Genomic DNA, 21260 nt, shown 5'->3' with positions numbered 1-21260 from the left:
CGCAAGCTGTTTTTATTTTGACTGTTCGTTATTTTAGCTGCAACGACCATTCTGCATTTTTCCAACGTTGTTGCTCTTCTCTGAGCTCATAATCAAGCAGTTGGTTTTGGGCCAACCAATCGCTGTTAGTTCCTTTCAATTCCCAGTTATCCTGTTGTTCAATCGTTAGAGTCACGTCTGGGGCCAGTGCTTGATTTCGCTGACGGTTGAGTAAGATAGCGAGTCTCAATATACGAATCAGCAGGGTGACTTGTTGCTGAGTAAACAGAGAAAGTTCCGGCAAATCTTGTAGTTTGAGCGCTTTTCTTTGATAGCGAACTAATGCTGAGATCAGACGCTGCTGCTCAGTATTGAAACCGGGCATAGTCGTATGTTTAAGCAGATAAGCTGAATGACGGTGATAGCCTTGGAATGCGATGCTTTGTCCCACTTCATGAAGCAATGCAGCCCATCCAATTAGATCATAAAGTTCATTATTTACCGCAGTACTCACCTGAGGTTGCGCTTGTTTCAGTAATGAAAGGGTGAGTGCTTTGACTTTCTGGCCATGAACTACGTCAACATGGTATCGAGAGACAAGCGTTTCGGCGGTTCTTGTTCGAACATCAATATCTTTAAACCGATCTTCCATGTCATAAAGAACCCCTTCTCTTAAGGCACTATCGGAGAAATGCAATTCATTGATGTTGAGCATATCCATAACTGCTGAAAGAATGGTGACACCAGCGGCAAACACCGGCTTTCTTTCATCACTTAAACCTGAAAGGTCTAATCCCTTAGATGATGGAAATTCACATAAGTGGTTCTTCAAATAGGATAGGCGTTGCGGCGTAATGAGACCATCGGTGAACCCTAAGCCAATGAGTACCTCTTTTATTGATTTAGCCGTCCCTGATGAGCCAAAGGCAACTTCCCAAGAGATTTGTTTGTATTCTTCAATTAATGGCATCAACAGGCGAGTAGCAGAGACATAAGCATCGGAGAAGTGCTGTGATGTCAGCCCTCCATCGGCAAAGAAGCGCTGAGTAAAACTGACGCACCCCATCGGTAAACTGCGCATAATCAGTGGGGTAAAGCCTTGTCCGGCGACGAGTTCGGTACTCCCTCCACCGATATCAATAACCAACTTAGATTCAGAAGCGGTTTGAGTGTGTTCTACGCCGTTATAGATTATTCGAGCTTCTTCTTGACCTGAGATGATCTCTATTGGAAAAGGAAACAGTGGTTTGGCTTGCTCTAAGAAGTCTTTAGCGTTTTTGGCTTTTCTTAGGGTATGAGTCGCAACAACTCTGACATCATCAAGTTCAAAATCCGCTAGTCGCTCTGCGAACACCTTGAGGCATTCTAGACCTCGTTCGATAGCGCTTTCGGATAGGACGTTATGTTCATCCAATCCATCACCTAATCTCACTTTCTGTTTGTGCCTGCTGACTAATTGCAGGTGTTGATCGAATACTCGGGCAACCACCATATGGAAGCTGTTCGAACCCAAGTCGATAGCGGCAATACATCGAGAATGTTTGTTATCAATTAGCGGCATGATTTCTTCTCTTGTTTGTACTTCTTGCGAGCAAGTTTCTCCATACGTTTAATATAGTGGTAAGTGGAGAGTTGTGACGTCGGGTAATCAAGTGGGTTTGCTGGTGGTTGTATGTAAGGGTGGCTCATCGATTGGTTTAGTACTCGAGCTTTGTTGCTGTCATCGAAATGAAACTCGGTGATATCGATAATGGTTTGCTTGATCTTTGGATCTAAAATTGGGGCTGCAACTTCGATGCGGTGATCAAAGTTTCGTGTCATCCAGTCAGCGGAAGATATATAGACTTTCGGCTTTCCAGCGTTACCAAATATCATCACTCTAGGGTGTTCGAGGAAACGATCGACCACACTGATTATCTCAATATGGTCACTGATGTTGGGTATGCCAGGGACAAGAGAGCACATGCCGCGAATGACCATTCTCACTTTTACATTGGCTTGGCTAGCCTGATAGAGCTTTTCAATGATCTCTCGATCGACCAAGTTGTTGAGTTTTAGAGTGATGCTTGCAGGTTTACCTTCTATCGCGTTTTGTATTTCATTATCTATCAATTGGTACAGACGTTTTCTAGTATTCTTTGGTGACACAATCAGTTGCTTGAACTGGGACTTTTGATAAGGGTTTTCAATATACTTAAAGACTTGTCTCACCTCTTGAGTCAAATCTTCATTCGCAGTGAGCAGAGAGAAATCGGTATACACGCGCGCTGTAACTTCATGGAAGTTGCCAGTGCCAATATGGGCATAATGCTCGGTATGCTTGCCTTCTTTTCGTTTGATGAGCAGCAACTTGGAATGGATCTTCAAACTTGGGATGCCATGGATGACTTTTACACCCGCTTCTTGAAGTTTCTTGGTCCATTGAATGTTGGCTTGCTCATCAAAGCGTGCTTGCAGCTCGACAACCACAGTGACCTTTTTGCCATTGTGCGCCGCATCGATGATCGAGCTGAGGAGTTTTGAGCCTTCCGCAACACGGTAAACGTTTATTTTGATGGAGGTTACCTTCGGGTCAAAGGAAGCCTGCCTAACCAGTTCAGTGATGTGACTAAAGGTGTGATAAGGATAATGCAGTAAGATGTCGCGAGCTTTGAGCGCTTCGAAATAGTTTGGGTAATGGCTGAAATGCGCGCACTTAATCGCGGGTAGAGGACGATTAACTAAATCACGTCGGTTAAGGCTTGGGAACTCAGAGAAGTGTTTGAAGTTATGATAGCGACCACCCGCAATGACACTGTCATAGTCAGATAGTTTAAGTCTGACTTGTAAGAAGTTGAGCATTTCAGCGGGCATCTCTGACTCATAGATCAGACGGATCGGCAGTGCCGTTAAGCGCTGTTCTAAACCTAATGACATCGATTCTAATAGGTTATTTTCGTTGTCCTCTTGCAGATCATAATCGGCATCACGTGTCATTTTTATCGCAAAGCAACGCAATGAGTCATACTCAAAGAATCCTTTAAGCAAGTCATCCAAACAAAATCGAACTATATTATCTAACAAGATCAAAGTTGTACGCTGCGAACCCGAAGCTTCCGGTAACTTAACAAATCGAGGGAGTGCCTCTGATGGGATTTCGAGTAAGACATATTGAGAAGATGCCTCACGCTCGATGTCGATGGCTAAGTAACTTTGTTCGTCTTTGAGAATATTGAGTAACTGGCTATCTTCGTTCAAGAGAAGCGGTGTTAAGTGTGGCAGCACTTTTTTCTTAAAGTACTTTTTTATCCAGCCACTTTGTTCTTCGCTGATTTGCTGTTCGTTGACCAGAAAAATACGATTGCGTGCCAATTCCAGTAGCAAGTCGTTATACAGTTCATGGAATTGAGCATCGAGCTTGCTTGCTTTGCTCTGCATTTGAGTTAGTAGGCTTTTCGGCGAGTTGGAGGTTAGCTGTGGATCTTGAAGTAAGATCTTTCGCTTCACATCAGCAAATCGGACTTTGTAAAACTCATCGAGGTTTTTCGAGTAAATACCTAAAAAACGAACTCTTTCGATTAAGGGAACTGACTTATCTGCCGCTTCTTGGAGCACTCTTTCGTTGAAGGATAACCAGCTAAGTTCTTTTGTGACATAGTCTTTTTCCATCGAGATGAGAATCCTTGAGTACTGGCTATAGAGCTGATTACTTTAAATTAGAATGGCAAAATTCACAAAATCTATGATCTTACTTTAAGAAATATGGTCAACAAACTTGTTATTAGTTTCAGTTGTTTAACGTAACTTGTAATATAATTGTCATCTAACGTACATATTATGTCAGTAGCTAAAAAAAGGTAGATAAACAGATGGCTTCAGCCCAATTTTCATTGAAAGAGCGTGACAAAAAAAGATGGTTGAAAGATCGTCTCGTCCGTTTTTCAGTGACATGTGGTGCCGTCAGTGTTCTAGCTGCTCTGGTATTGATCTTTGTTTACTTGGCGATGGTCATTTTACCGGTGTTTTCTGATACTGGTTTAGAGACAGACCAAGCCGTAAAGACCGTTGCTGTAGAAAAGCCTATCGCCTTATCTGTTGATGAATACGGTCAGCATGCATTTACTATCGAAAAATCTGGCTTGGTGCAGTTTTGGGATTTAGAGTCTCAAAATACACACTCTTACTTTGAGCGAAATGTTTTAGCCAATCCTGTTGCCTTCTCTCGAAATACCCCATCAGAAAACTGGTTTGCCTTTGCCGATAGTGCAAGCAACCTTACTTTTTTCTATCCTGAGTATAGTGCGCCTGTGCTGCAAAAGGGCAGTGAAGCCGATCCTAAAATTGAGCAAATCGATCTCCCAGAACCATTTTTAAATGATGAACCCTCAAATGGGGCGACGATCGACAAATTCGCGTTCTCTAAGAATGGACGTGGGATTACGGTTGCCGCGCAGTTAAGTGACCAACGAGTCTTGGTTAAGTGGTATCAGAGTGACCTTACTGGTCAGTATGTTTTTCAGAAGAGCCAATGGCTATCGGATAAGCTGGGCTTGCAACAGCAACTGCTTGTCACACCTGATGGGCAAACTTTATACCTACGAGCACAATCGGATTTGGTTGTTTTGAAACTATCAGATAACGGTTTTGATGTTCGTGAAGTGATTGATCTTAGCTTGAATGATGCGAAACATTCCGTGAAAAGCATCGATTTACTTTCTGGTGCATACTCGTTGTTGGTTACGCATGAGGACGGACAGGTTTCTCAATGGTTCGATGTACTCAAAAATGAAAAACGTAGCCTGACCCATATTCGAGACTTCCAACTTGCTGAACAAGTGCAATTTATTCTTCCTGATACTTATAGAAAGGGTTTTTATAGCTTCTATAAGAACGGCACATTACAAAGCCACTATACGACCAGTGAAAAGCTGTCTTTGTTTGAACGAGCCTTTGATAAATCACCACAACTAGCCGCTATGTCTGCTAATGAACTGCATCTGGCGACTTTGATTGATGGCACCATCAGTGTGGCTAAAGTCGATAATGAATACCCACAAATCTCATTCTCATCGCTTTGGCAAAAGGTCTGGTATGAAAGTTACCCTGAACCGCAATACGTTTGGCAATCAACCTCGGCGAATGATGACTTTGAAGAGAAATTCAGTTTAGTACCTATCACATTCGGTACTATCAAAGCCGCTCTGTTTGCGATGATGTTTGCCGTGCCGGTTGCTGTGCTCGGAGCTATTTACACCGCTTACTTTATGTCTCCACGCATGCGAAGAGTCGTGAAGCCTTCGATAGAGCTGATGGAAGCTCTTCCGACCGTGATCATCGGATTCTTGGCTGGGCTTTGGTTTGCTCCAATCGTTGAGACACATTTAACAGCTGTCTTCTCATTAATGGTGTTATTACCACTGAGCACACTGTTGACTGGACTTGTTTGGTTCTGTTTACCGAAGATGGTAACGGGTCGCTTCTCTAATGGTTGGCACGCGCTGATATTGATTCCAGTATTGGTGGTTACAGTAGTTGCTGTGTTTGCTGGTGGAAGCAACATTGAAGCCTTATTGTTTGGTGGTGATATTCGTACCTTCTTGGCCAGCTATGGCATCGACTTTGACCAACGCAATGCGCTGGTGGTTGGTTTTGCTATGGGCTTTGCGGTCATCCCAACGATTTTCACTATTGCTGAAGACGCTATTTTCTCTGTACCTAAACATTTATCTGATGGCTCATTAGCGTTGGGTGCGACGGCGTGGCAGACGCTTATTTATGTGGTGTTATTGACGGCGAGTCCAGGTATCTTTTCAGCGGTTATGATGGGCCTAGGTCGAGCGGTTGGCGAAACCATGATCGTCTTGATGGCGACAGGTAACACTCCAATTCTTGACTGGAATATTTTGGAAGGGATGAGAACCTTATCGGCAACGATTGCTGTTGAGCTACCAGAATCAGAAGTGGGCGGTTCTCATTTCCGCTTGCTGTTCTTGGCTGCACTCTTGCTGTTTATCTTTACATTCGCGGTGAACTCAGTTGCTGAGTGGGTTAGACAAAGACTGAGAGATAAATATCGTGCGCTGTAGTTTTAAAGGTTTGTCTCAATGTGTATCAATGGCTTTTAGTGGTTTGGCTAGCGAATCTCAAGATCTTTGTGGATCTTTGATTTCAGTACGTCAAGAGCAAGGTCGATCATGATGAATAAACTGAAGTCATTATTATCTTGGGTTAAATCGGGCTCTCCGTGGATCTGGCTAACGGGTGGGGCGGTGAGCATAAGTATGCTTTCTGTTCTTGGTCTAATGCTGCTGATTGGTTGGAAGGGCTTAACCTATTTTTGGCCCGCACCTTTGTACCAATGGCAAGTTGATTCCAAAGACTTATCGCTAGTGGTCGATCTTGACGAAACCGTATCAAAACAAGATGTATTGGTTGGTCAGTTATATGAACGAAAATACATCCCGATAGAGCAAGTTCCACAAGTCCATGATCTCTTGTCACCTCAAAATTTGTCGACTGGGCTAATACAGCGCTTAAGCATCAAAGTTGCCAACAGAGAACTGTACCCTGCGGACTTTGTTTCTATTCTGGATGTTAACTTACGTGAACCCACCACCCCGCTTGATTGGGTTGTGATTGAACGAAGTCGAGGTGGCTACTTCTTTGGTAAGCCGGTGGGTTTTAAAACTGCTTCTGGCACTTTTGACTCGAACATAGACCAAAAGCTCGAACAAGGTTTGGCGTTCGCTGATACGTTACGTAAAGAAACGTCGCGTGTTGTGAACCAAGAAATACGCAATATCAGCTGGCAATTGGAAAACCTGCGCTTAGAAAAGCGTAAGCTTGAACTCAATGAGTCAGTGAGCGATGAATACCTTACAACCTATACTCAAACTAAACTGGAATTAAATCGCCAGTTGGATGAAGCCGAAGTTAAGCTTGAGCACCTTAGAACGCAGCTTAATGTCGAAAGCTTGCTGGTTGAGGATATGACAGGCGAGCTGGTCGAGATCTCGCTAAGTCACATTCTGGATTATTGGTACCCGAATAATATGTCTTACCTAGAAAAGGTTGGGCACTGGGGCAAACAAGTTTGGAAGTTCTTATCAGAGAATCCGCGAGACTCAAACTCTGAAGGCGGTGTGTTTCCTGCTATTTTTGGCACAGTACTGTTGGTTATTCTCATGTCGATCGTCGTGATGCCTCTTGGGGTAGTCGCTGCGATATATCTTCATGAATACGCAAAAAACAACGCACTAACACGTTTAATTCGTATCGCCGTGATTAACTTGGCGGGTGTACCGTCGATTGTGTATGGCGTTTTTGGTTTAGGCTTTTTCGTCTATACCATTGGTGGCTCGATTGATACGTTGTTCTATGCAGAGCGATTGCCAGCACCGACATTTGGTACGCCGGGTCTACTTTGGTCAGCACTAACCTTAGCGGTCTTGACGCTTCCAGTCGTTATCGTAACCACTGAAGAGGGCTTAACGCGCATTCCTAGTGCAGTGAGGCACGGTTCATTAGCGCTTGGTGCGACTCAATTTGAGACGCTTTGGCGCATTGTTTTACCGATGGCAAGCCCAGCGATTATCACTGGTTTAATTTTGGCAATCGCGAGAGCCGCGGGGGAAGTTGCACCACTTATGCTGGTGGGTGTTGTTAAATTGGCATCTAGCTTGCCAGTCGATGGTCAGTTTCCGTATTTACACTTAGATAGAAAGTTCATGCATTTAGGCTTTCATATCTATGATGTTGGTTTTCAAACCTCTAATATCGAAGCGGCACGACCTTTAGTGTATGCGACTTCATTTTTATTGGTTACGGTGATTGTTGGGTTGAACTTAACAGCCATCAATATCCGTAATAACTTGCGTGAAAAATACCGAACCTTAGGACAAGATTAGATGTTCTCGATTAATGAAACCTTGGGTTACCAAGCACCACTTGATGTTCACAATCTGAAGGATGAGCAAATTGCTATCTCGATCGAAGGGCTAAATCTTTACTATAAAGAGAGCCAAGCACTTGATGATATCTCGATGCAGATCCCGAAGGGGCAGGTGACGGCGTTTATCGGCCCTTCTGGGTGTGGTAAGTCGACTCTGCTGCGCTGCATTAATCGCATGAACGATCTTGTTGAAGGCTGTAAGGTTTCCGGGAAAGTGAAGCTTCATGGCAAGAACGTCTATCACCCTAAGGTGGATGTTGCGACCTTACGACGCCGTGTGGGTATGGTATTCCAGCGTCCAAACCCTTTTCCTAAATCTATCTATGAGAATGTGGTTTATGGCTTGAGGCTACAAGGCGTTAGCAACAGCCGAGACCTTGATGATGCGGTTGAACGCTCTCTGCGCGCTGCTGCGTTATGGGATGAAGTGAAAGATCGGTTGCATGAGAATGCTTTTGGTTTATCTGGCGGTCAACAGCAGCGTTTGGTTATCGCTCGTGCGGTTGCGATTGAGCCTGAAGTGCTGTTGTTAGATGAGCCGACATCGGCACTCGATCCGATTTCTACTTTGACGATTGAAGAGTTGATCAACGATCTAAAAACGCAATACACAGTGGTGATTGTTACCCACAACATGCAACAAGCCGCGCGTGTAAGTGACCATACTGCATTTATTCATATGGGAAAATTGATCGAGTACTCAGATACGGACTCAATTTTTACGTCTCCATTGAAAAACCAGACGGAAGACTACATTACTGGTAGATATGGCTAACCTCTACAAAGGTGTCATCTAGAGCTAAGTCACTCTACAAAAATGGCTTTCTTCATTTCTTTCAAGGAGCAAGTATGCATTTCGGTCGCCACATTTCAGGGCAATTCAATGTCGAGTTAGAGTCGATCCGTACTCATGTATTGACCATGGGCGGGTTAGTGGAGCAGCAACTCTCGTTTGCAATGCAGGCGCTTCATAAAGACGATGTTGAATTGGCTAAAAAAGTGATTCGTGATGACCATAAAGTTAATGCGATGGAAGTGTCGATTGATGAGGCGTGTACTCGAATTATTGCAAAGCGTCAGCCGACAGCGAAAGATCTGCGTTTGATTATGGCGATCATCAAAACGATTACCGATCTGGAACGTATTGGCGATGTTGCTTCTAAAATTGCGCAAGGTGCTATTGAGATCCCTTCAACCAAAGAGCAGAAATTCCATGTTTCGTTAGAGCCCCTTTGCCGTCAGGCAATCACCATGCTTCACCAAGTATTAGATGCTTTTGCTCGTATGGATGTTGATGCAGCAGCAGAAGTTCACAAGCTTGATGATAAGTTGGATGCGGAGTACGAGGCCGTTATTCGTCAGTTAATGACCTATATGATGGAAGATCCTAAGAACATTCCCAATATTTTGCAGGTGATGTGGTCAGCTCGTGCGATCGAGCGAGTCGGAGACCGCTGCCAGAATATCTGCGAATACATTATTTACTTTGTGAAGGGTAAAGATGTACGTCACCTCGGCGATCAAAGCCTTGATGACGCACTAAAATAGCGTTTATCTTTAGAAGCTAATAATGGCACCAAGATTGAAATTGACCGTTGTGTCGTAAGGCACAAAGGTTTTGTTGTGATCAAAAATATTCATATCAACACCAGCACGTAATCCAAGCATTGGTGTCGCTTGGTAAACGTAGGCACCACCGAGGCTTATACCATGTGTTGTTTTCTCTTCTACTTCGCCTGAGCGCGTTTTTGTACCGTCATAACTTGCCACACCAATCTCAGCCTGAAAGCCGTGGATTTGGTTTCTTCCAAACATGTTTTGTATACCAACACGATACGCATCAACCGTTTCGTCATATCGATCGCTGTCATACCAAAGGTGAGAATAGCTAAGGTAAACGGCACCTAAATTTGCCACATCGGTGATGCCCGCCTGCATTCCGAAGCCATGATAAGAGCCAATTTTTAGTTCCGGGGATAAATGAAGAGCACTTGCTGAAACGGAAGTAGAAAGGGTAGATAGTAAAAGCAGGGAAGTTTTTATCTTCATAAAAATACCTAAAGCAATTAACCGTCCGTGGCTGCAATGAATTTTGATTTGAGAATTGTTCAAAAGTGAGTCAACTTTGATGAGGTGTTAAAACCCAGCAATTGACTGATTGTAAAAAACCAGCTTAGACGCTGGCTTTTTCAATCTATTAGAAGCGGTAACCGACAGTCCATGAGAATGTGTCGTAATCTACGTCATCGTAGCTCGCGAATTCAAAGCGCATGTCGGTGTATAGGTGTGGCCCGAATTCAGCTCGACCACCTAGGCCAACAACGAAGCTGGTATCGTTGTATGATTCAGTCCACTTCTTGTCTAGGATGCTAATTGAATTATCTTCACTTTGACGAGCTAGGCCCAGAACACCATAAGGTTTCAAAGAGAAGCCATCTAATTCAAATTTATAACCGATATCAGCATCAACTTGGAATTTGTAACCATCGATCTCGGCTTTTATACCTTCAACGTTTTCGTCATCGCTATTCGTTGCGTAAGAAACGTTGATACCTACGATACGGTTAAATTCATAACCATATTCAAGTTTGATACCGTTACCCCAATCAACTGTGTCATCGGTTAGCCAATCGTCTACTTGAGTTTGGTTGTAACCGATACCCACACGGTGTTGGCTGTCAAAGTTGTTTGCAAGAACTGGAACAGAAAGTAGTGAAGCTGAAATTAGGGTAGTAAGTGCAATTTTCATATTAGTCTCTATTTAGGGTTAACTTAACTGCACGATCCTTCGTAGTTCAGTATCCGTTTTGATAGGGCTAATATTAAACAGTGTTTTATTTTTAGGCTAAGTAGTATTTTGTATAATTGTAATAAGCACTACTTATTAATCTGTTCGTTTAGTGCTTGCTGAACAACATCGCAGAGCCACATATGAAGAGGGCTATTACGATTCTTTGTATGGATATGGCTATATACTCCAACCATTTTTAGTTCGCTCGCGATGTCAATATCAATAGCTCTCAGGTTGGGATAGTTATGGATAGAAAAGAGGTTGGAATGTGGCATGTACATATCAGAATTAAGCAGAACATCAACAAGAGCTGATACCATTTCAGAACGAAATCCAACGCGATGAGGAATCGAGTGGGTTTCTAATATTCGTGAAGCTTGACTAAAGTTATCGTTCCACCCTGGTGATATTAGTGATGCAATCTCATAGCCAGCCAAATCTTGTGGGGTGACAATTGATTTTTTTACTGGATGGTCTTTTCTTACAAATAGCCGTCCATCAAGCTCAACGAGCTTTTGAATATAAATTTCTTTTGAGACATTAGGTAGTTGATAAGCAACGCCTAAAAAGATCTTTCCTTTTTGTATGTCTTCAACTGAGGATGTTGTCCAGCTAGTTAATTCTAACTCACAGTTTGGAGCTTGATGCTTGATGATTTTGTAGAGAACCCCTGATAAACATGATAATACCGCGGGGGACAACGCAATTTTTATTGGGTTGTCAATTTGCTTTGGGTCAAAGGTATTTGAGGAGTTAATTGCGGTTTTCAAACCATCTAAATGAGGTGAGATTTCATTCGCTAGCTCTTCGCTAAATGCGGTGGCTTGTAAGCCACCATGAACTTTAACGAAAAGGTCATCGTTGAAGTGGTGTCTTAGCTTTTGCAGGGCTTGGCTAACCGCTGGCTGAGAAACGAATAAACGCTCCGCAGCCTTTCTGGTGTTTTGTTCTTGATAAACAATCAGAAATGTTCGTAACAGGTTTAAATCAAGAGAGCTGAATAAGTCTTTAGCCATATCTATCCATGAAAATTTTCTGCGCTATTAAATCTAATATACGTCAGTCAGTTAGATTAGTCAGCGAGGTTCTCTGGATTTATGCTGGCGACTATTGCCCTAAGCGGTGAGGGCGGCTCTCACATCAGATATCTTACTCGCATCTGTCACTGGGATCTGATAATCATCAATATTATCACTGCCCATTTGAGCACTTGAGTTGTTTTCCATTAGACTCGGCCTTGTCGATTTACCTGAAAGGTGAAGAGCAGGTACTTGGGTAGCGCTTTGAATCATTTTGGCATTCGCAGCGTTAACGCCAGCCCCCGCCATGATATCAATTCGTCCATCGGCTTGTTTGACCATTGCAGCCAATACATCGATACCTTGCTCAGCATTAGCAGCAAGCCCTGATGTCAGGACTCTTTCGCATCCAAGTGTAATGATTTGTTCTAATGCTGCTTGGAAATCAGAGCTTTGATCGATGGCTCTGTGGAAGGTAATCCCAAGCTTTAACGAGTGCGCTTTGTCAGCCAGTTGTTGCATCTTTGGCATATCAATACTTCCGTTCGGCGCTAACACACCAAGTACGACCCCATCCAATCCTGCATTTGCGCAAGCTTCAATATCTTCAAGCATACAGAGCATATCGTCGTTATCGAAAATGAAGTCGCCTTGTCTTGGGCGTATCATAGCGTAGACCGGAACCGACGAAACTATTGCCGCTTGTTTCATCATTCCGAAGCTTGGAGTTAATCCGCCAAGTGCTAATGAAGAGCAAAGCTCAATTCGATTCGCGCCACCAGATAGTGCGGTATGAAGAGATTCTAAGTTATCGATACAGACTTCAATTTCGGTGTTCATCGTGTTTATCCGTTCAAAAAGATACTGATGAAATAATAGCAATCTAGGTGTGATTCTGAATAGATGGGGATAAGGGAAAATAGAGGTAAAGTTTAGGTTTATCGCTACCTCAATTATCTATTACAAGAGTCAGTCTAGGGGAGCGAGGAGGGGGAAAACAAAAAGCCCGAAGCGTTAACTTCGGGCTTTTAATAGGACTTTACTTCTTAACTGATTGGCGGTGCGCTTTGCGCTATTAGCTTATGCTTTATGTCTCTTTAAAGAGAATCTTCCAACCATTAACCCGCGTTGAGTTCGGGCTTAAGAGGTAATTACTTGCTTAGGTCGTCAGCGTGCTCAGATAGGAATGCTGCAACACCTTTTGGAGATGCGTCCATACCTGATTTGCCTTCTTCCCATTGTGCAGGACAAACTTCACCGTTCTTCTCGTGGAAGTTTAGTGCGTCTACCATGCGTAGCATTTCGTCGATGTTACGACCTAGTGGAAGATCGTTAACTACTTGGTGACGTACAAGGCCGTCAGCGTCGATTAGGAAAGAACCACGGAAAGCAACGCCTGCTTCTGGGTGCTCAACATCGTATGCTTTGCAGATCTCGTGCTTAACGTCAGCAACTAGAGGGTATTTAACTTGACCGATACCGCCATCAGCGATAGCAGTGTTACGCCATGCGTTGTGAGAGAATTGAGAATCGATAGAAACACCGATTACTTCAACGCCTTTAGCTTGGAAATCTTCAAGACGGTTGTCGAAAGCGATTAGCTCTGAAGGACAAACGAAAGTGAAGTCTAGTGGGTAGAAGAAAACTACAGCTTTCTTACCTTTAGTGAATTCTGCGAAGTTGAAGTTATCAACGATCTCACCGTTACCTAGAACAGCTGCTGCAGTAAAGTCAGGGGCTTGACGACCTACTAGTACCATTTTGGAATCTCCTAAAAAATTAGTTGGCCCAACACATCTTTGTTTGGGCTCCGTTTCTACGGGACAAACTATAGTACAATCGGTACTATAGAAAAAAGCGAATTAAATAGATTAAGTTAATCGAAAAAAGCGATAAGCTTATTCTTTGCCCTGTCCTTAGGTCGAATGACCTTTACCTAACTTATCCTACTCATATTACAAAGTAATTTCATGAATAAATGGCCAAGTCTTAAGCAACTTCACTATCTTGTTACTCTTCACGAAACTCGTCATTTCAGTGATGCCGCAGATCGCTGTTTCGTCAGTCAATCTACGCTAAGTAAAGGCATTCAAAACCTAGAAGAGCTGATTGGTTGCCCGCTTTATGAGAAGAAAGATAAAAAGAGCCCGCTAGTTTTCACGCAAGCAGGTGAGCTGGTGGTCAAGCACGGTCGAGAGCTACTAGCGAAAGGACAAGATCTCGTAGAGCTTGGAAATCTATGTAACGGGGATGCGATGCAAGGGCAGCTGCGAGTCGGGTGTATTCCTACTATAGCGCCGTTCCTTTTGTGCGATTTGGTACAGGAAGCCAACCAGCGCTTTCCACAATTAAATTTGCTGTTACGTGAAGACACAACGACCAACCTATTGGCTGCGCTGCGTCATGGAGATTTAGATGTGCTGATTCTGGCTTTGCCTGTCGATATCGACAATATGGAAAGCCAAGTTGTTGGGCAAGACCCTTTCCGGATGGTGATCAGTCGCAATCAAGCTGATGGTATTCGCGTTCCGATTAAATACGATGACCTGCCAGACGAATCTGTATTTTTGTTGGAGAACGAGCATTGCTTAACCGAGCATGCTGTGTCGGCTTGTAAGTTAACGGATAAAGAGAAGATCAACCCGTTCACTGCGACGAGCCTTCACACATTGGTGCAAATGGTGGCCAATGGTTTAGGAACCACCTTTATTCCGCAAATGGCGATCGACCACGGTTTATTGGAAAACCAGAATCTCGTTGTGATCGATCCTCCTGGTCAGCAGGCCTACCGAGATATTGGCCTTGTCTGGCGACCAAGCTCTTCGCGTCGTGAGACATTCCATCAATTAGCGGATGTGGTATCTGAGCTTCTATAATAATCCGCTGCGACAACAATCCCTCTGAGCGGCTGAATTGGCCGCTCTTCTTTATATCAATTCCGAGCGTTACTCTACTTCCGCTTCTTCTGGCTCTACTTCTTCTTGCAGCTCCAGTAAATTGATCGCTATCGTGACAAAATCGCTGTCTGTAATAATGCCTACTAGTTCGTGGTTTTCTACGACAGGTAAACAGCCCACTTTATGTTTCTGCATGTAGATAGCCGATTCTTTTAATCCTGCACGCGGCTCTACCGACATAACACTTTTGTGCATGATGTCGTTGAGGGGAGTAGCAAGAGTAAAAGATTGAGCTTGTGGGATGTTTTGTAGGCTGGATTCTTGAGCGGCGAGAACGTCTCGCTGTGTGACGACACCTAGTAGTTGCCTGTCGGAATCGACGACCGGAATATGGCGGATATCAAGTGCTTCCATCATGTGCTTAGCATCGGCCAGTGAGTGTGAGCGCAATAGGGTATGAGGGTTGCGAGTCATCATATCTTCAACCTTGATCATACGAACCTCCTTCTTTTTTATTTGTTGCTATTACTATAGTTTTTTATCCAAAAAATAACTGAGATCTGACGCATTCTTGGGTGAGTTTTATGCAACTAATTCTTTAGCTTGAGGAGGTGAATCAGTCGCATTATTTTACGCCTCTTTACAATAATCCAGTGCTGTAAACCTTGCTATTGCGGCTCGTGTGCCTATACTAGCCCACTGCGAAATTTTTAGTCGTGTTTGCGATGTGTTTCTGGTAACGATTGACTTACCGTAACGATTATCCAGCAACTACGATTTATGATTCGTCAACGGCACAAATCTCATCAACTAAGACAAGACTAGACACATGCAAGTTTCAGATTTTCACTTTGACCTACCAGATGAACTCATTGCTCGCTACCCTCAAGAGGAGCGTACAGCAAGCCGCCTGCTTAAATTAGATGGCAACAGCGGTAACCTAGCTGATGGTTCGTTTAAAGACGTTTTAGACTTGGTTGAGCCAGGCGATCTTGTTGTTTTCAATAACACTCGAGTGATTCCAGCTCGTGTATTTGGTCGCAAGGCATCAGGCGGTAAGCTTGAAGTGCTGGTTGAACGTATGCTTGATGAGAAAAGCATTCTTGCGCATGTTCGTTGTTCTAAATCACCGAAGCCGGGTACCAAGTTGTTCCTTGGTGAGAACGATGAATATGAAGCTGAAATGGTGGCGCGTCACGATGCGTTATTCGAAATCCATTTCACATCTGATCAAAGCGTTTTAGAGATTCTTAACAGTGTTGGTCACATGCCACTGCCTCCTTACATCGATCGTCCTGATGAAGATGCAGATAAAGAGCGCTACCAGACTGTCTATAATGAAAAGCCGGGTGCGGTTGCAGCGCCAACAGCAGGCCTTCACTTTGATGACAAGCTAATGGCTGACATGAAAGAAAAAGGTGTTGAGTTTGCTTACGTGACGCTTCATGTTGGTGCTGGTACGTTCCAGCCAGTAAAAGTAGATAACATCAATGATCACCACATGCATGCTGAGTACGTTGAAGTGCCGCAAGAAGTGGTTGACGCCGTAGCTGCAGCAAAAGCTCGTGGCGGACGTATTATTGCTGTTGGTACAACATCAGTACGCTCACTAGAAAGTGCAGCGCAAGATGCATTGAAGAAAGGCACCGAGCTCGTTCCTTTCTTTGGTGATACAGAAATCTTCATCTTCCCTGGCTATGAATACCAGTTGGTGGATTGCCTGATTACCAACTTCCACTTGCCAGAATCAACACTGATTATGTTGGTGAGTGCATTTGCTGGCTACGATAATGTGATGGGCGCTTACGATCACGCCGTGAAGAGCGAATACCGTTTCTTCAGCTACGGCGATGCGATGTTCATCAATAAGAAAACGAGCTAACTTAAGCTGGTTTAAGCGATACAAAAATTTACGGGTGCTAGCAGTAAGCTAGGAGTCGGGCAGGGTGTCTGTCTAATCTCTCGCAAGGAATACGCGACCGCTCCTCATAGAACCCACTAGACTGAACTTTTGTTTGGCCTAAGGTTCTGAATTAACAGTCAGATTGTTTCTCTGGCATATTGGAGGCTTCGTGAAATTAAAATACGAACTTAAAAAAACTAATAGCGGCGCACGTCGTGGTCAACTTCAGTTTGAACGCGGTACCGTTGAAACCCCAGCATTCATGCCTGTAGGTACTTACGGTACTGTTAAAGGTATGACACCTGAAGAAGTAAAAGACACAGGTGCTGAAATCCTATTAGGTAACACATTCCACCTATGGCTACGTCCTGGTCAAGAAATCATGAAAATGCACGGTGACCTGCACGATTTCATGAACTGGCACGGTCCTATCCTGACTGATTCAGGCGGCTTTCAAGTATTCAGCCTAGGTGCAATGCGTAAAATCACTGAAGAGGGTGTTCATTTCCGTAACCCTGTAAACGGTGACAAGATCTTCATGGACGCTGAGAAGTCTATGGAAATCCAAAAAGATTTAGGTTCAGACATCGTAATGATCTTCGATGAGTGTACGCCTTACCCTGCGACACACAAAGAAGCAAAAGACTCAATGGAGATGTCTCTTCGTTGGGCTGAGCGTTCACGTAACCACTTCGACAAACTTGAAAACCCGAACTCACTGTTCGGTATCGTTCAAGGTGGCGTGTACGAAGACCTTCGTGATGTATCCGTTAAAGGCCTAACAGAAATTGGTTTTGACGGTTACGCAGTAGGTGGCCTAGCAGTAGGCGAACCAAAAGAAGATATGCACCGCATTCTTGAGCACACATGTCCTCAACTGCCAGAAGATAAGCCACGTTACCTAATGGGCGTAGGCAAACCGGAAGACTTGGTTGAAGGTGTTCGCCGTGGTATCGACATGTTTGACTGTGTAATGCCAACGCGAAATGCACGTAACGGCCACCTGTTTGTGACTGAAGGTGTGATCAAGATCCGTAATGCGAAGCATAAAACCGATACAACACCACTAGATTCAGAGTGTGACTGTTACACTTGTAAGAACTACAGCAAGTCGTACTTACACCATTTGGATCGTTGTAACGAGATCCTAGGTGCTCGACTGAACACGATTCATAACCTGCGTTTCTACCAACGAGTAATGTCAGACATTCGTCAGTCTATCGATGAAGACCGCTTTGAAGAGTTCGTTGCAGAGTTCTACGCAAGAATGGGGCGTGAAGTGCCACCACTAGGTAAAGAATCTTAGTATTTCTTTTTTGCGAGCCCTATCTCTCTTCCGAGTGATGGGGCTTGAAAATAAAGGGATGCGACCCAATTAGACAAACAATTACGAAAATATAAATAGAGGATGTTTTAAATGTTTATTTCTCAAGCTCACGCAGCAGCAGAAGGTGCACCAGCAGGCGGCGGTTTCGAAATGCTTATCATGCTAGGTATGTTCGCTGTGATCTTCTACTTCATGATCTACCGTCCACAAGCTAAGCGTGTTAAAGAGCACAAGAACCTTATGTCTTCTATGGGCAAAGGTGATGAAGTTCTTACAAGCGGCGGCCTAATTGGCAAGATCACTAAGATTGCAGAAGACAGCGACTACGTTGCTATCGAACTGAATGCAAACAACGAAGTAGTTATCAAGAAAGACTTCGTTACAGCAGTGCTACCAAAAGGTACTCTGAAATCTCTATAAACAGCTAGAGGATCCTCGCTGTGCTAAACCGTTACCCGTTATGGAAGTACCTGATGGTGGTGTTTACTATCGCCATCGCTGCGTTGTACGCACTTCCGAATATATACGGTGAAGATCCGGCAGTTCAAGTTACAGGGGCGCGCGGCGCCTCTGTAGATATGTCTACGCTGGATGCTGTCACCAATGCTCTTGAAGCTGAAAACCTTTCTACTAAATCCGTTGCTCTAGAAAACGGTTCCATTCTTGTTCGCTTTAACGATACAGACTCTCAAATTAGTGCTCGTGATGTCATCACTGAAGCATTAGATGAAGACGTAATCGTTGCTTTAAACTTAGCTGCTTCAACTCCTGATTGGCTTGAATCTATTGGTGCTGCACCAATGAAGCTTGGTCTTGACCTACGTGGTGGTGTTCACTTCTTGATGGAAGTGGATATGGACGCTGCGATGCAAAAGCTGGTTGGCCAACAAGAAGAAGCGTTCCGTAGCGAACTTCGTGAAGAAAAAATCCGTTACCGTGCAATTCGCCCATCTGGTAAAGATGCGGTTGAAGTGATTCTACGTAACGCCGAGCAGCTTGCTGAAGCGAAATCGCTACTGCAATCTAAGCACCAAGACATGACGTTTGTAGATTCTGAATCTAATGGTCGTTTTTCTTTGGTTGCTAGCTTCACAGAGGCTCGTCTTCAAGAAATCCGCAACTATGCGGTAGAGCAAAACATTACCATTCTACGTAACCGTGTTAACGAACTTGGTGTTGCTGAACCTTTGGTTCAACGTCAAGGCTCTAGCCGTATCGTAGTGGAATTGCCTGGTGTTCAAGACACGGCTCGCGCTAAAGAAATTCTTGGTGCTACCGCGACGCTTGAGTTCCGTGAAGTGGATAGCAGTGCTGACTTAGCCGCTGCCGCTTCTGGTCGTGCCCCTGCGGGTAGCGAAATCAAGCAAGATCGTGATGGTCGTCCTGTGGTACTTAAGAAGCGCGTTATTCTAGGCGGCTCAAGTATTACTGATGCAAGCTCAAGTGTTGATGAATATGGTCGTCCTCAAGTTAACATCTCGCTAGACAGCGAAGGTGGTAGCAAGATGTCTGCATTCTCTCGTCAGAATATCGGTAAGCTAATGGCAACGGTATTTGCAGAGTACAAAGACAGCGGTCGTAAAACACCGGAAGGTCGAGTTATCTTGAGTAAGCACGAAGAAGTGATTAACCAAGCGACGATTCAATCTGCGCTAGGCCGTAACTTCCGTATTACTGGTATCGATTCAACGGCTGAAGCTCATAACTTGGCACTTCTACTGCGTGCTGGTGCATTGATTGCGCCTATCTCGATTGTAGAAGAACGTACCATTGGTCCATCTATGGGGCAGCAAAACATCGATATGGGTATCATGGCGATGGTTTGGGGTATGGCTGCTGTAATGCTGTTTACGCTGCTTTACTACCGTAGCTTTGGTCTGATTGCGAACGTTGCGCTAATGGCTAACTTGGTGTTGATTATCGGTGTGATGTCGATGATCCCGGGGGCTACCATGACCCTGCCAGGTATTGCCGGTATCGTATTAACGGTCGGTATGGCGGTTGATGCGAACGTTCTGATCTTTGAGCGTATACGTGAAGAGCTTCGAGATGGACGTAGTCCACAACAAGCGATTCACCAAGGTTACGCGAACGCATTCAGCACAATCGCCGATGCCAACATCACCACGCTACTAACAGCAATTATTCTATTTGCTGTGGGTACGGGTGCTATCAAAGGCTTCGCGGTAACGCTGTCTATCGGTATCTTGACTTCAATGTTTACAGCTATTGTGGGAACACGTTGTATCGTGAACCTGATGTATGGCGGCAAACGCGTTAAAAAACTGTCGATCTAAGGCTAGGAATTAATATGTTTCAGATTCTAAAAGCAGACAAAATGATCGACTTTATGCGTTGGTCAAAGGTTGCCTTTGTTTTTTCTATCTTGATGATTGGTACTGCTATCTTCACCCTAACAACGAAATCGTTGAACTGGGGTCTAGATTTTACAGGCGGTACTCTGATTGAAGTTGGTTTTGAACAACCGGCACACCTTCCTGATATTCGTAGTGCACTAGAAGCCGAAGGCTTTGGTGATGCAACGGTACAGAACTTCGGTTCAGCTCGTGATGTGATGGTTCGTTTACGTCCACGTGATGGCGTAGCGGGCGAAACGCTTGGTAACCAAATCCTTTCTGCTATTGAGAATGGTACTGGTGAGCAAGTTGAAATGCGTCGTATCGAGTTCGTTGGTCCTAACGTGGGTGACGAATTAACAGAAGCGGGTGGCCTTGCTATCCTTGTTTCTCTTATCTGTATCTTGATCTACGTATCAGTGCGATTCGAATGGCGTTTGGCGGCGGGTGCGGTATTAGCACTTGCGCACGATGTTATCATCACTCTGGGTGTGTTCTCTCTAATGCAAATTGAGGTAGACCTTACCATCGTAGCAGCCTTGCTAACAGTAGTCGGTTACTCCCTCAACGATACCATCGTTGTATTCGACCGTATTCGTGAGAACTTCCGTAAGATGCGTAAGGGTGAAGCACCTGAAGTACTGAACAGCTCAATCACACAAACATTGAGCCGTACATTGATCACTTCTGGTACCACGTTATTCGTAGTTATCGCACTGTTCGTTCAGGGCGGCGCTATGATTCACGGCTTCGCGACTGCACTTCTACTGGGTATTACGGTTGGTACTTACTCTTCTATCTACGTTGCATCAGCACTAGCTATGAAGTTGGGTATTACGCGTGAACACCTAATGCCACCACAAGTGGACAAAGAAGGTGAAGAGTTTGACGAGATGCCTTAGGCTTAATACGTTTCGCTAAACCAAAAAAAACCGCTAGGCAACTAGCGGTTTTTTTACGTCTGTATTCTAGGGAAGCTCAATACAATTTAGCGTTGAAGTATGTTGAACTTCATTTCACTAAGAGACATCCTGATCGTATCTCGTATCTCGTATCT

At 44.2% G+C, this 21260-nt stretch carries 18 protein-coding genes; 10 read left to right on the top strand and 8 right to left on the bottom strand.

Features of this window, described 5'->3' with window-relative positions:
• Nucleotides 1-28: 28 nt before the first annotated feature.
• Both ppx and ppk1 read right to left on the bottom strand, forming a co-directional pair.
• Complete coding sequence (ppx, locus tag AB4209_RS11015; protein WP_372055862.1) at nucleotides 29-1540, bottom strand: exopolyphosphatase; 1512 nt, start codon at nucleotides 1538-1540, stop codon at nucleotides 29-31.
• The gene (gene ppk1 / locus AB4209_RS11010; RefSeq protein ID WP_372055860.1) at nucleotides 1531-3627 is read right to left on the bottom strand and encodes a polyphosphate kinase 1; all 2097 of its coding nucleotides are present in this window, start codon (nucleotides 3625-3627) and stop codon (nucleotides 1531-1533) included. The genes ppx and ppk1 overlap by 10 nt, the downstream gene beginning before the upstream one ends.
• Nucleotides 3628-3827: 200 nt before the next feature.
• Here ppk1 and AB4209_RS11005 point away from each other — a divergent pair, with 200 nt between their 5' ends.
• The 4 genes from AB4209_RS11005 to phoU all read left to right on the top strand — a co-directional run bounded on the left by AB4209_RS11005 (nucleotide 3828) and on the right by phoU (nucleotide 9457).
• Nucleotides 3828-6044, top strand: a complete 2217-nt coding sequence (locus AB4209_RS11005) for an ABC transporter permease subunit (RefSeq protein WP_102320720.1) — start codon at nucleotides 3828-3830, stop codon at nucleotides 6042-6044.
• 111 nt (nucleotides 6045-6155) lie between these two features.
• Complete coding sequence (gene pstA, locus AB4209_RS11000) at nucleotides 6156-7865, top strand: phosphate ABC transporter permease PstA (protein ID WP_048608162.1); 1710 nt, start codon at nucleotides 6156-6158, stop codon at nucleotides 7863-7865.
• Nucleotides 7866-8684: a phosphate ABC transporter ATP-binding protein PstB gene (gene pstB / locus AB4209_RS10995; RefSeq protein ID WP_009848269.1), complete on the top strand. Its 819-nt coding sequence runs from the start codon at nucleotides 7866-7868 to the stop codon at nucleotides 8682-8684.
• A 74-nt stretch (nucleotides 8685-8758) separates the two neighbouring features.
• Complete coding sequence (gene phoU / locus AB4209_RS10990; RefSeq protein WP_009848270.1) at nucleotides 8759-9457, top strand: phosphate signaling complex protein PhoU; 699 nt, start codon at nucleotides 8759-8761, stop codon at nucleotides 9455-9457.
• Nucleotides 9458-9466: 9 nt separating this feature from the next.
• On the opposite strand, the gene AB4209_RS10985 is transcribed toward phoU, so the two are convergent.
• The 5 genes from AB4209_RS10985 to AB4209_RS10965 all read right to left on the bottom strand — a co-directional run bounded on the left by AB4209_RS10985 (nucleotide 9467) and on the right by AB4209_RS10965 (nucleotide 13479).
• The gene (locus AB4209_RS10985) at nucleotides 9467-9958 is read right to left on the bottom strand and encodes a hypothetical protein (RefSeq protein ID WP_102320719.1); all 492 of its coding nucleotides are present in this window, start codon (nucleotides 9956-9958) and stop codon (nucleotides 9467-9469) included.
• A 148-nt stretch (nucleotides 9959-10106) separates the two neighbouring features.
• Nucleotides 10107-10658 carry a porin family protein gene (locus AB4209_RS10980; RefSeq protein ID WP_050653343.1) on the bottom strand — a complete coding sequence of 184 codons (552 nt, stop codon included), beginning with the start codon at nucleotides 10656-10658 and terminating at the stop codon, nucleotides 10107-10109.
• Nucleotides 10659-10786: 128 nt separating this feature from the next.
• Nucleotides 10787-11716: a LysR family transcriptional regulator gene (locus AB4209_RS10975; RefSeq protein ID WP_102320718.1), complete on the bottom strand. Its 930-nt coding sequence runs from the start codon at nucleotides 11714-11716 to the stop codon at nucleotides 10787-10789.
• Nucleotides 11717-11815: 99 nt separating this feature from the next.
• A complete protein-coding gene (locus tag AB4209_RS10970; RefSeq protein ID WP_017062527.1) occupies nucleotides 11816-12559 on the bottom strand; it encodes a copper homeostasis protein CutC in 744 nt (247 codons plus the stop codon).
• A 311-nt stretch (nucleotides 12560-12870) separates the two neighbouring features.
• Complete coding sequence (locus tag AB4209_RS10965) at nucleotides 12871-13479, bottom strand: peroxiredoxin C (RefSeq protein WP_004740353.1); 609 nt, start codon at nucleotides 13477-13479, stop codon at nucleotides 12871-12873.
• Between the two features lie 210 nt (nucleotides 13480-13689).
• Between AB4209_RS10965 and AB4209_RS10960 the strand changes: the two genes are divergently transcribed.
• Nucleotides 13690-14595 (top strand): hydrogen peroxide-inducible genes activator, encoded by a 906-nt coding sequence (locus AB4209_RS10960; RefSeq protein ID WP_017062525.1) that lies wholly within the window; start codon nucleotides 13690-13692, stop codon nucleotides 14593-14595.
• 69 nt (nucleotides 14596-14664) lie between these two features.
• Here AB4209_RS10960 and AB4209_RS10955 read toward each other — a convergent pair whose 3' ends face one another.
• Nucleotides 14665-15111, bottom strand: a complete 447-nt coding sequence (locus tag AB4209_RS10955) for a CBS domain-containing protein (RefSeq protein ID WP_017062524.1) — start codon at nucleotides 15109-15111, stop codon at nucleotides 14665-14667.
• 334 nt (nucleotides 15112-15445) lie between these two features.
• Between AB4209_RS10955 and queA the strand changes: the two genes are divergently transcribed.
• From queA to secF, 5 genes are all read left to right on the top strand, one after another.
• On the top strand, nucleotides 15446-16498 hold the full coding sequence (gene queA, locus AB4209_RS10950) for a tRNA preQ1(34) S-adenosylmethionine ribosyltransferase-isomerase QueA (protein ID WP_017062523.1): 1053 nt from the start codon (nucleotides 15446-15448) through the stop codon (nucleotides 16496-16498).
• 190 nt (nucleotides 16499-16688) lie between these two features.
• On the top strand, nucleotides 16689-17825 hold the full coding sequence (tgt, locus tag AB4209_RS10945) for a tRNA guanosine(34) transglycosylase Tgt (protein WP_017056177.1): 1137 nt from the start codon (nucleotides 16689-16691) through the stop codon (nucleotides 17823-17825).
• Nucleotides 17826-17936: 111 nt separating this feature from the next.
• A complete protein-coding gene (yajC, locus tag AB4209_RS10940) occupies nucleotides 17937-18266 on the top strand; it encodes a preprotein translocase subunit YajC (protein WP_010440492.1) in 330 nt (109 codons plus the stop codon).
• 20 nt (nucleotides 18267-18286) lie between these two features.
• Entirely contained in the window at nucleotides 18287-20143 is a 1857-nt protein-coding gene (gene secD / locus AB4209_RS10935) for a protein translocase subunit SecD (protein ID WP_081325187.1), read from the top strand.
• A gap of 14 nt (nucleotides 20144-20157) precedes the next feature.
• Nucleotides 20158-21105: a protein translocase subunit SecF gene (gene secF, locus AB4209_RS10930; RefSeq protein WP_017062837.1), complete on the top strand. Its 948-nt coding sequence runs from the start codon at nucleotides 20158-20160 to the stop codon at nucleotides 21103-21105.
• Nucleotides 21106-21260 lie beyond the last annotated feature (155 nt).

Origin of the sequence: Vibrio sp. 10N.286.48.C11, assembly GCF_041469805.1 — a bacterium.
Taxonomy (GTDB): Bacteria; Pseudomonadota; Gammaproteobacteria; order Enterobacterales; family Vibrionaceae; genus Vibrio; species Vibrio crassostreae_C.
The sequence above is the reverse complement of the archived record's forward strand: the minus strand, read 5'-3'. Positions and strand labels throughout refer to the sequence as shown.

Excerpts from the sequence above, each read along its gene's own strand:
- ppx (WP_372055862.1), bottom strand. The coding sequence starts at position 1,540 with ATGCCGCTAATTGATAACAAACATTCTCGATGTATTGCCGCTATCGAC.
- ppk1 (WP_372055860.1), bottom strand. The coding sequence starts at position 3,627 with ATGGAAAAAGACTATGTCACAAAAGAACTTAGCTGGTTATCCTTCAAC.
- AB4209_RS11005 (WP_102320720.1), top strand. The coding sequence starts at position 3,828 with ATGGCTTCAGCCCAATTTTCATTGAAAGAGCGTGACAAAAAAAGATGG.
- pstA (WP_048608162.1), top strand. The coding sequence starts at position 6,156 with ATGAATAAACTGAAGTCATTATTATCTTGGGTTAAATCGGGCTCTCCG.
- pstB (WP_009848269.1), top strand. The coding sequence starts at position 7,866 with ATGTTCTCGATTAATGAAACCTTGGGTTACCAAGCACCACTTGATGTT.
- phoU (WP_009848270.1), top strand. The coding sequence starts at position 8,759 with ATGCATTTCGGTCGCCACATTTCAGGGCAATTCAATGTCGAGTTAGAG.
- AB4209_RS10985 (WP_102320719.1), bottom strand. The coding sequence starts at position 9,958 with ATGAAGATAAAAACTTCCCTGCTTTTACTATCTACCCTTTCTACTTCC.
- AB4209_RS10980 (WP_050653343.1), bottom strand. The coding sequence starts at position 10,658 with ATGAAAATTGCACTTACTACCCTAATTTCAGCTTCACTACTTTCTGTT.
- AB4209_RS10975 (WP_102320718.1), bottom strand. The coding sequence starts at position 11,716 with ATGGCTAAAGACTTATTCAGCTCTCTTGATTTAAACCTGTTACGAACA.
- AB4209_RS10970 (WP_017062527.1), bottom strand. The coding sequence starts at position 12,559 with ATGAACACCGAAATTGAAGTCTGTATCGATAACTTAGAATCTCTTCAT.
- AB4209_RS10965 (WP_004740353.1), bottom strand. The coding sequence starts at position 13,479 with ATGGTACTAGTAGGTCGTCAAGCCCCTGACTTTACTGCAGCAGCTGTT.
- AB4209_RS10960 (WP_017062525.1), top strand. The coding sequence starts at position 13,690 with ATGAATAAATGGCCAAGTCTTAAGCAACTTCACTATCTTGTTACTCTT.
- AB4209_RS10955 (WP_017062524.1), bottom strand. The coding sequence starts at position 15,111 with ATGATCAAGGTTGAAGATATGATGACTCGCAACCCTCATACCCTATTG.
- queA (WP_017062523.1), top strand. The coding sequence starts at position 15,446 with ATGCAAGTTTCAGATTTTCACTTTGACCTACCAGATGAACTCATTGCT.
- yajC (WP_010440492.1), top strand. The coding sequence starts at position 17,937 with ATGTTTATTTCTCAAGCTCACGCAGCAGCAGAAGGTGCACCAGCAGGC.
- secF (WP_017062837.1), top strand. The coding sequence starts at position 20,158 with ATGTTTCAGATTCTAAAAGCAGACAAAATGATCGACTTTATGCGTTGG.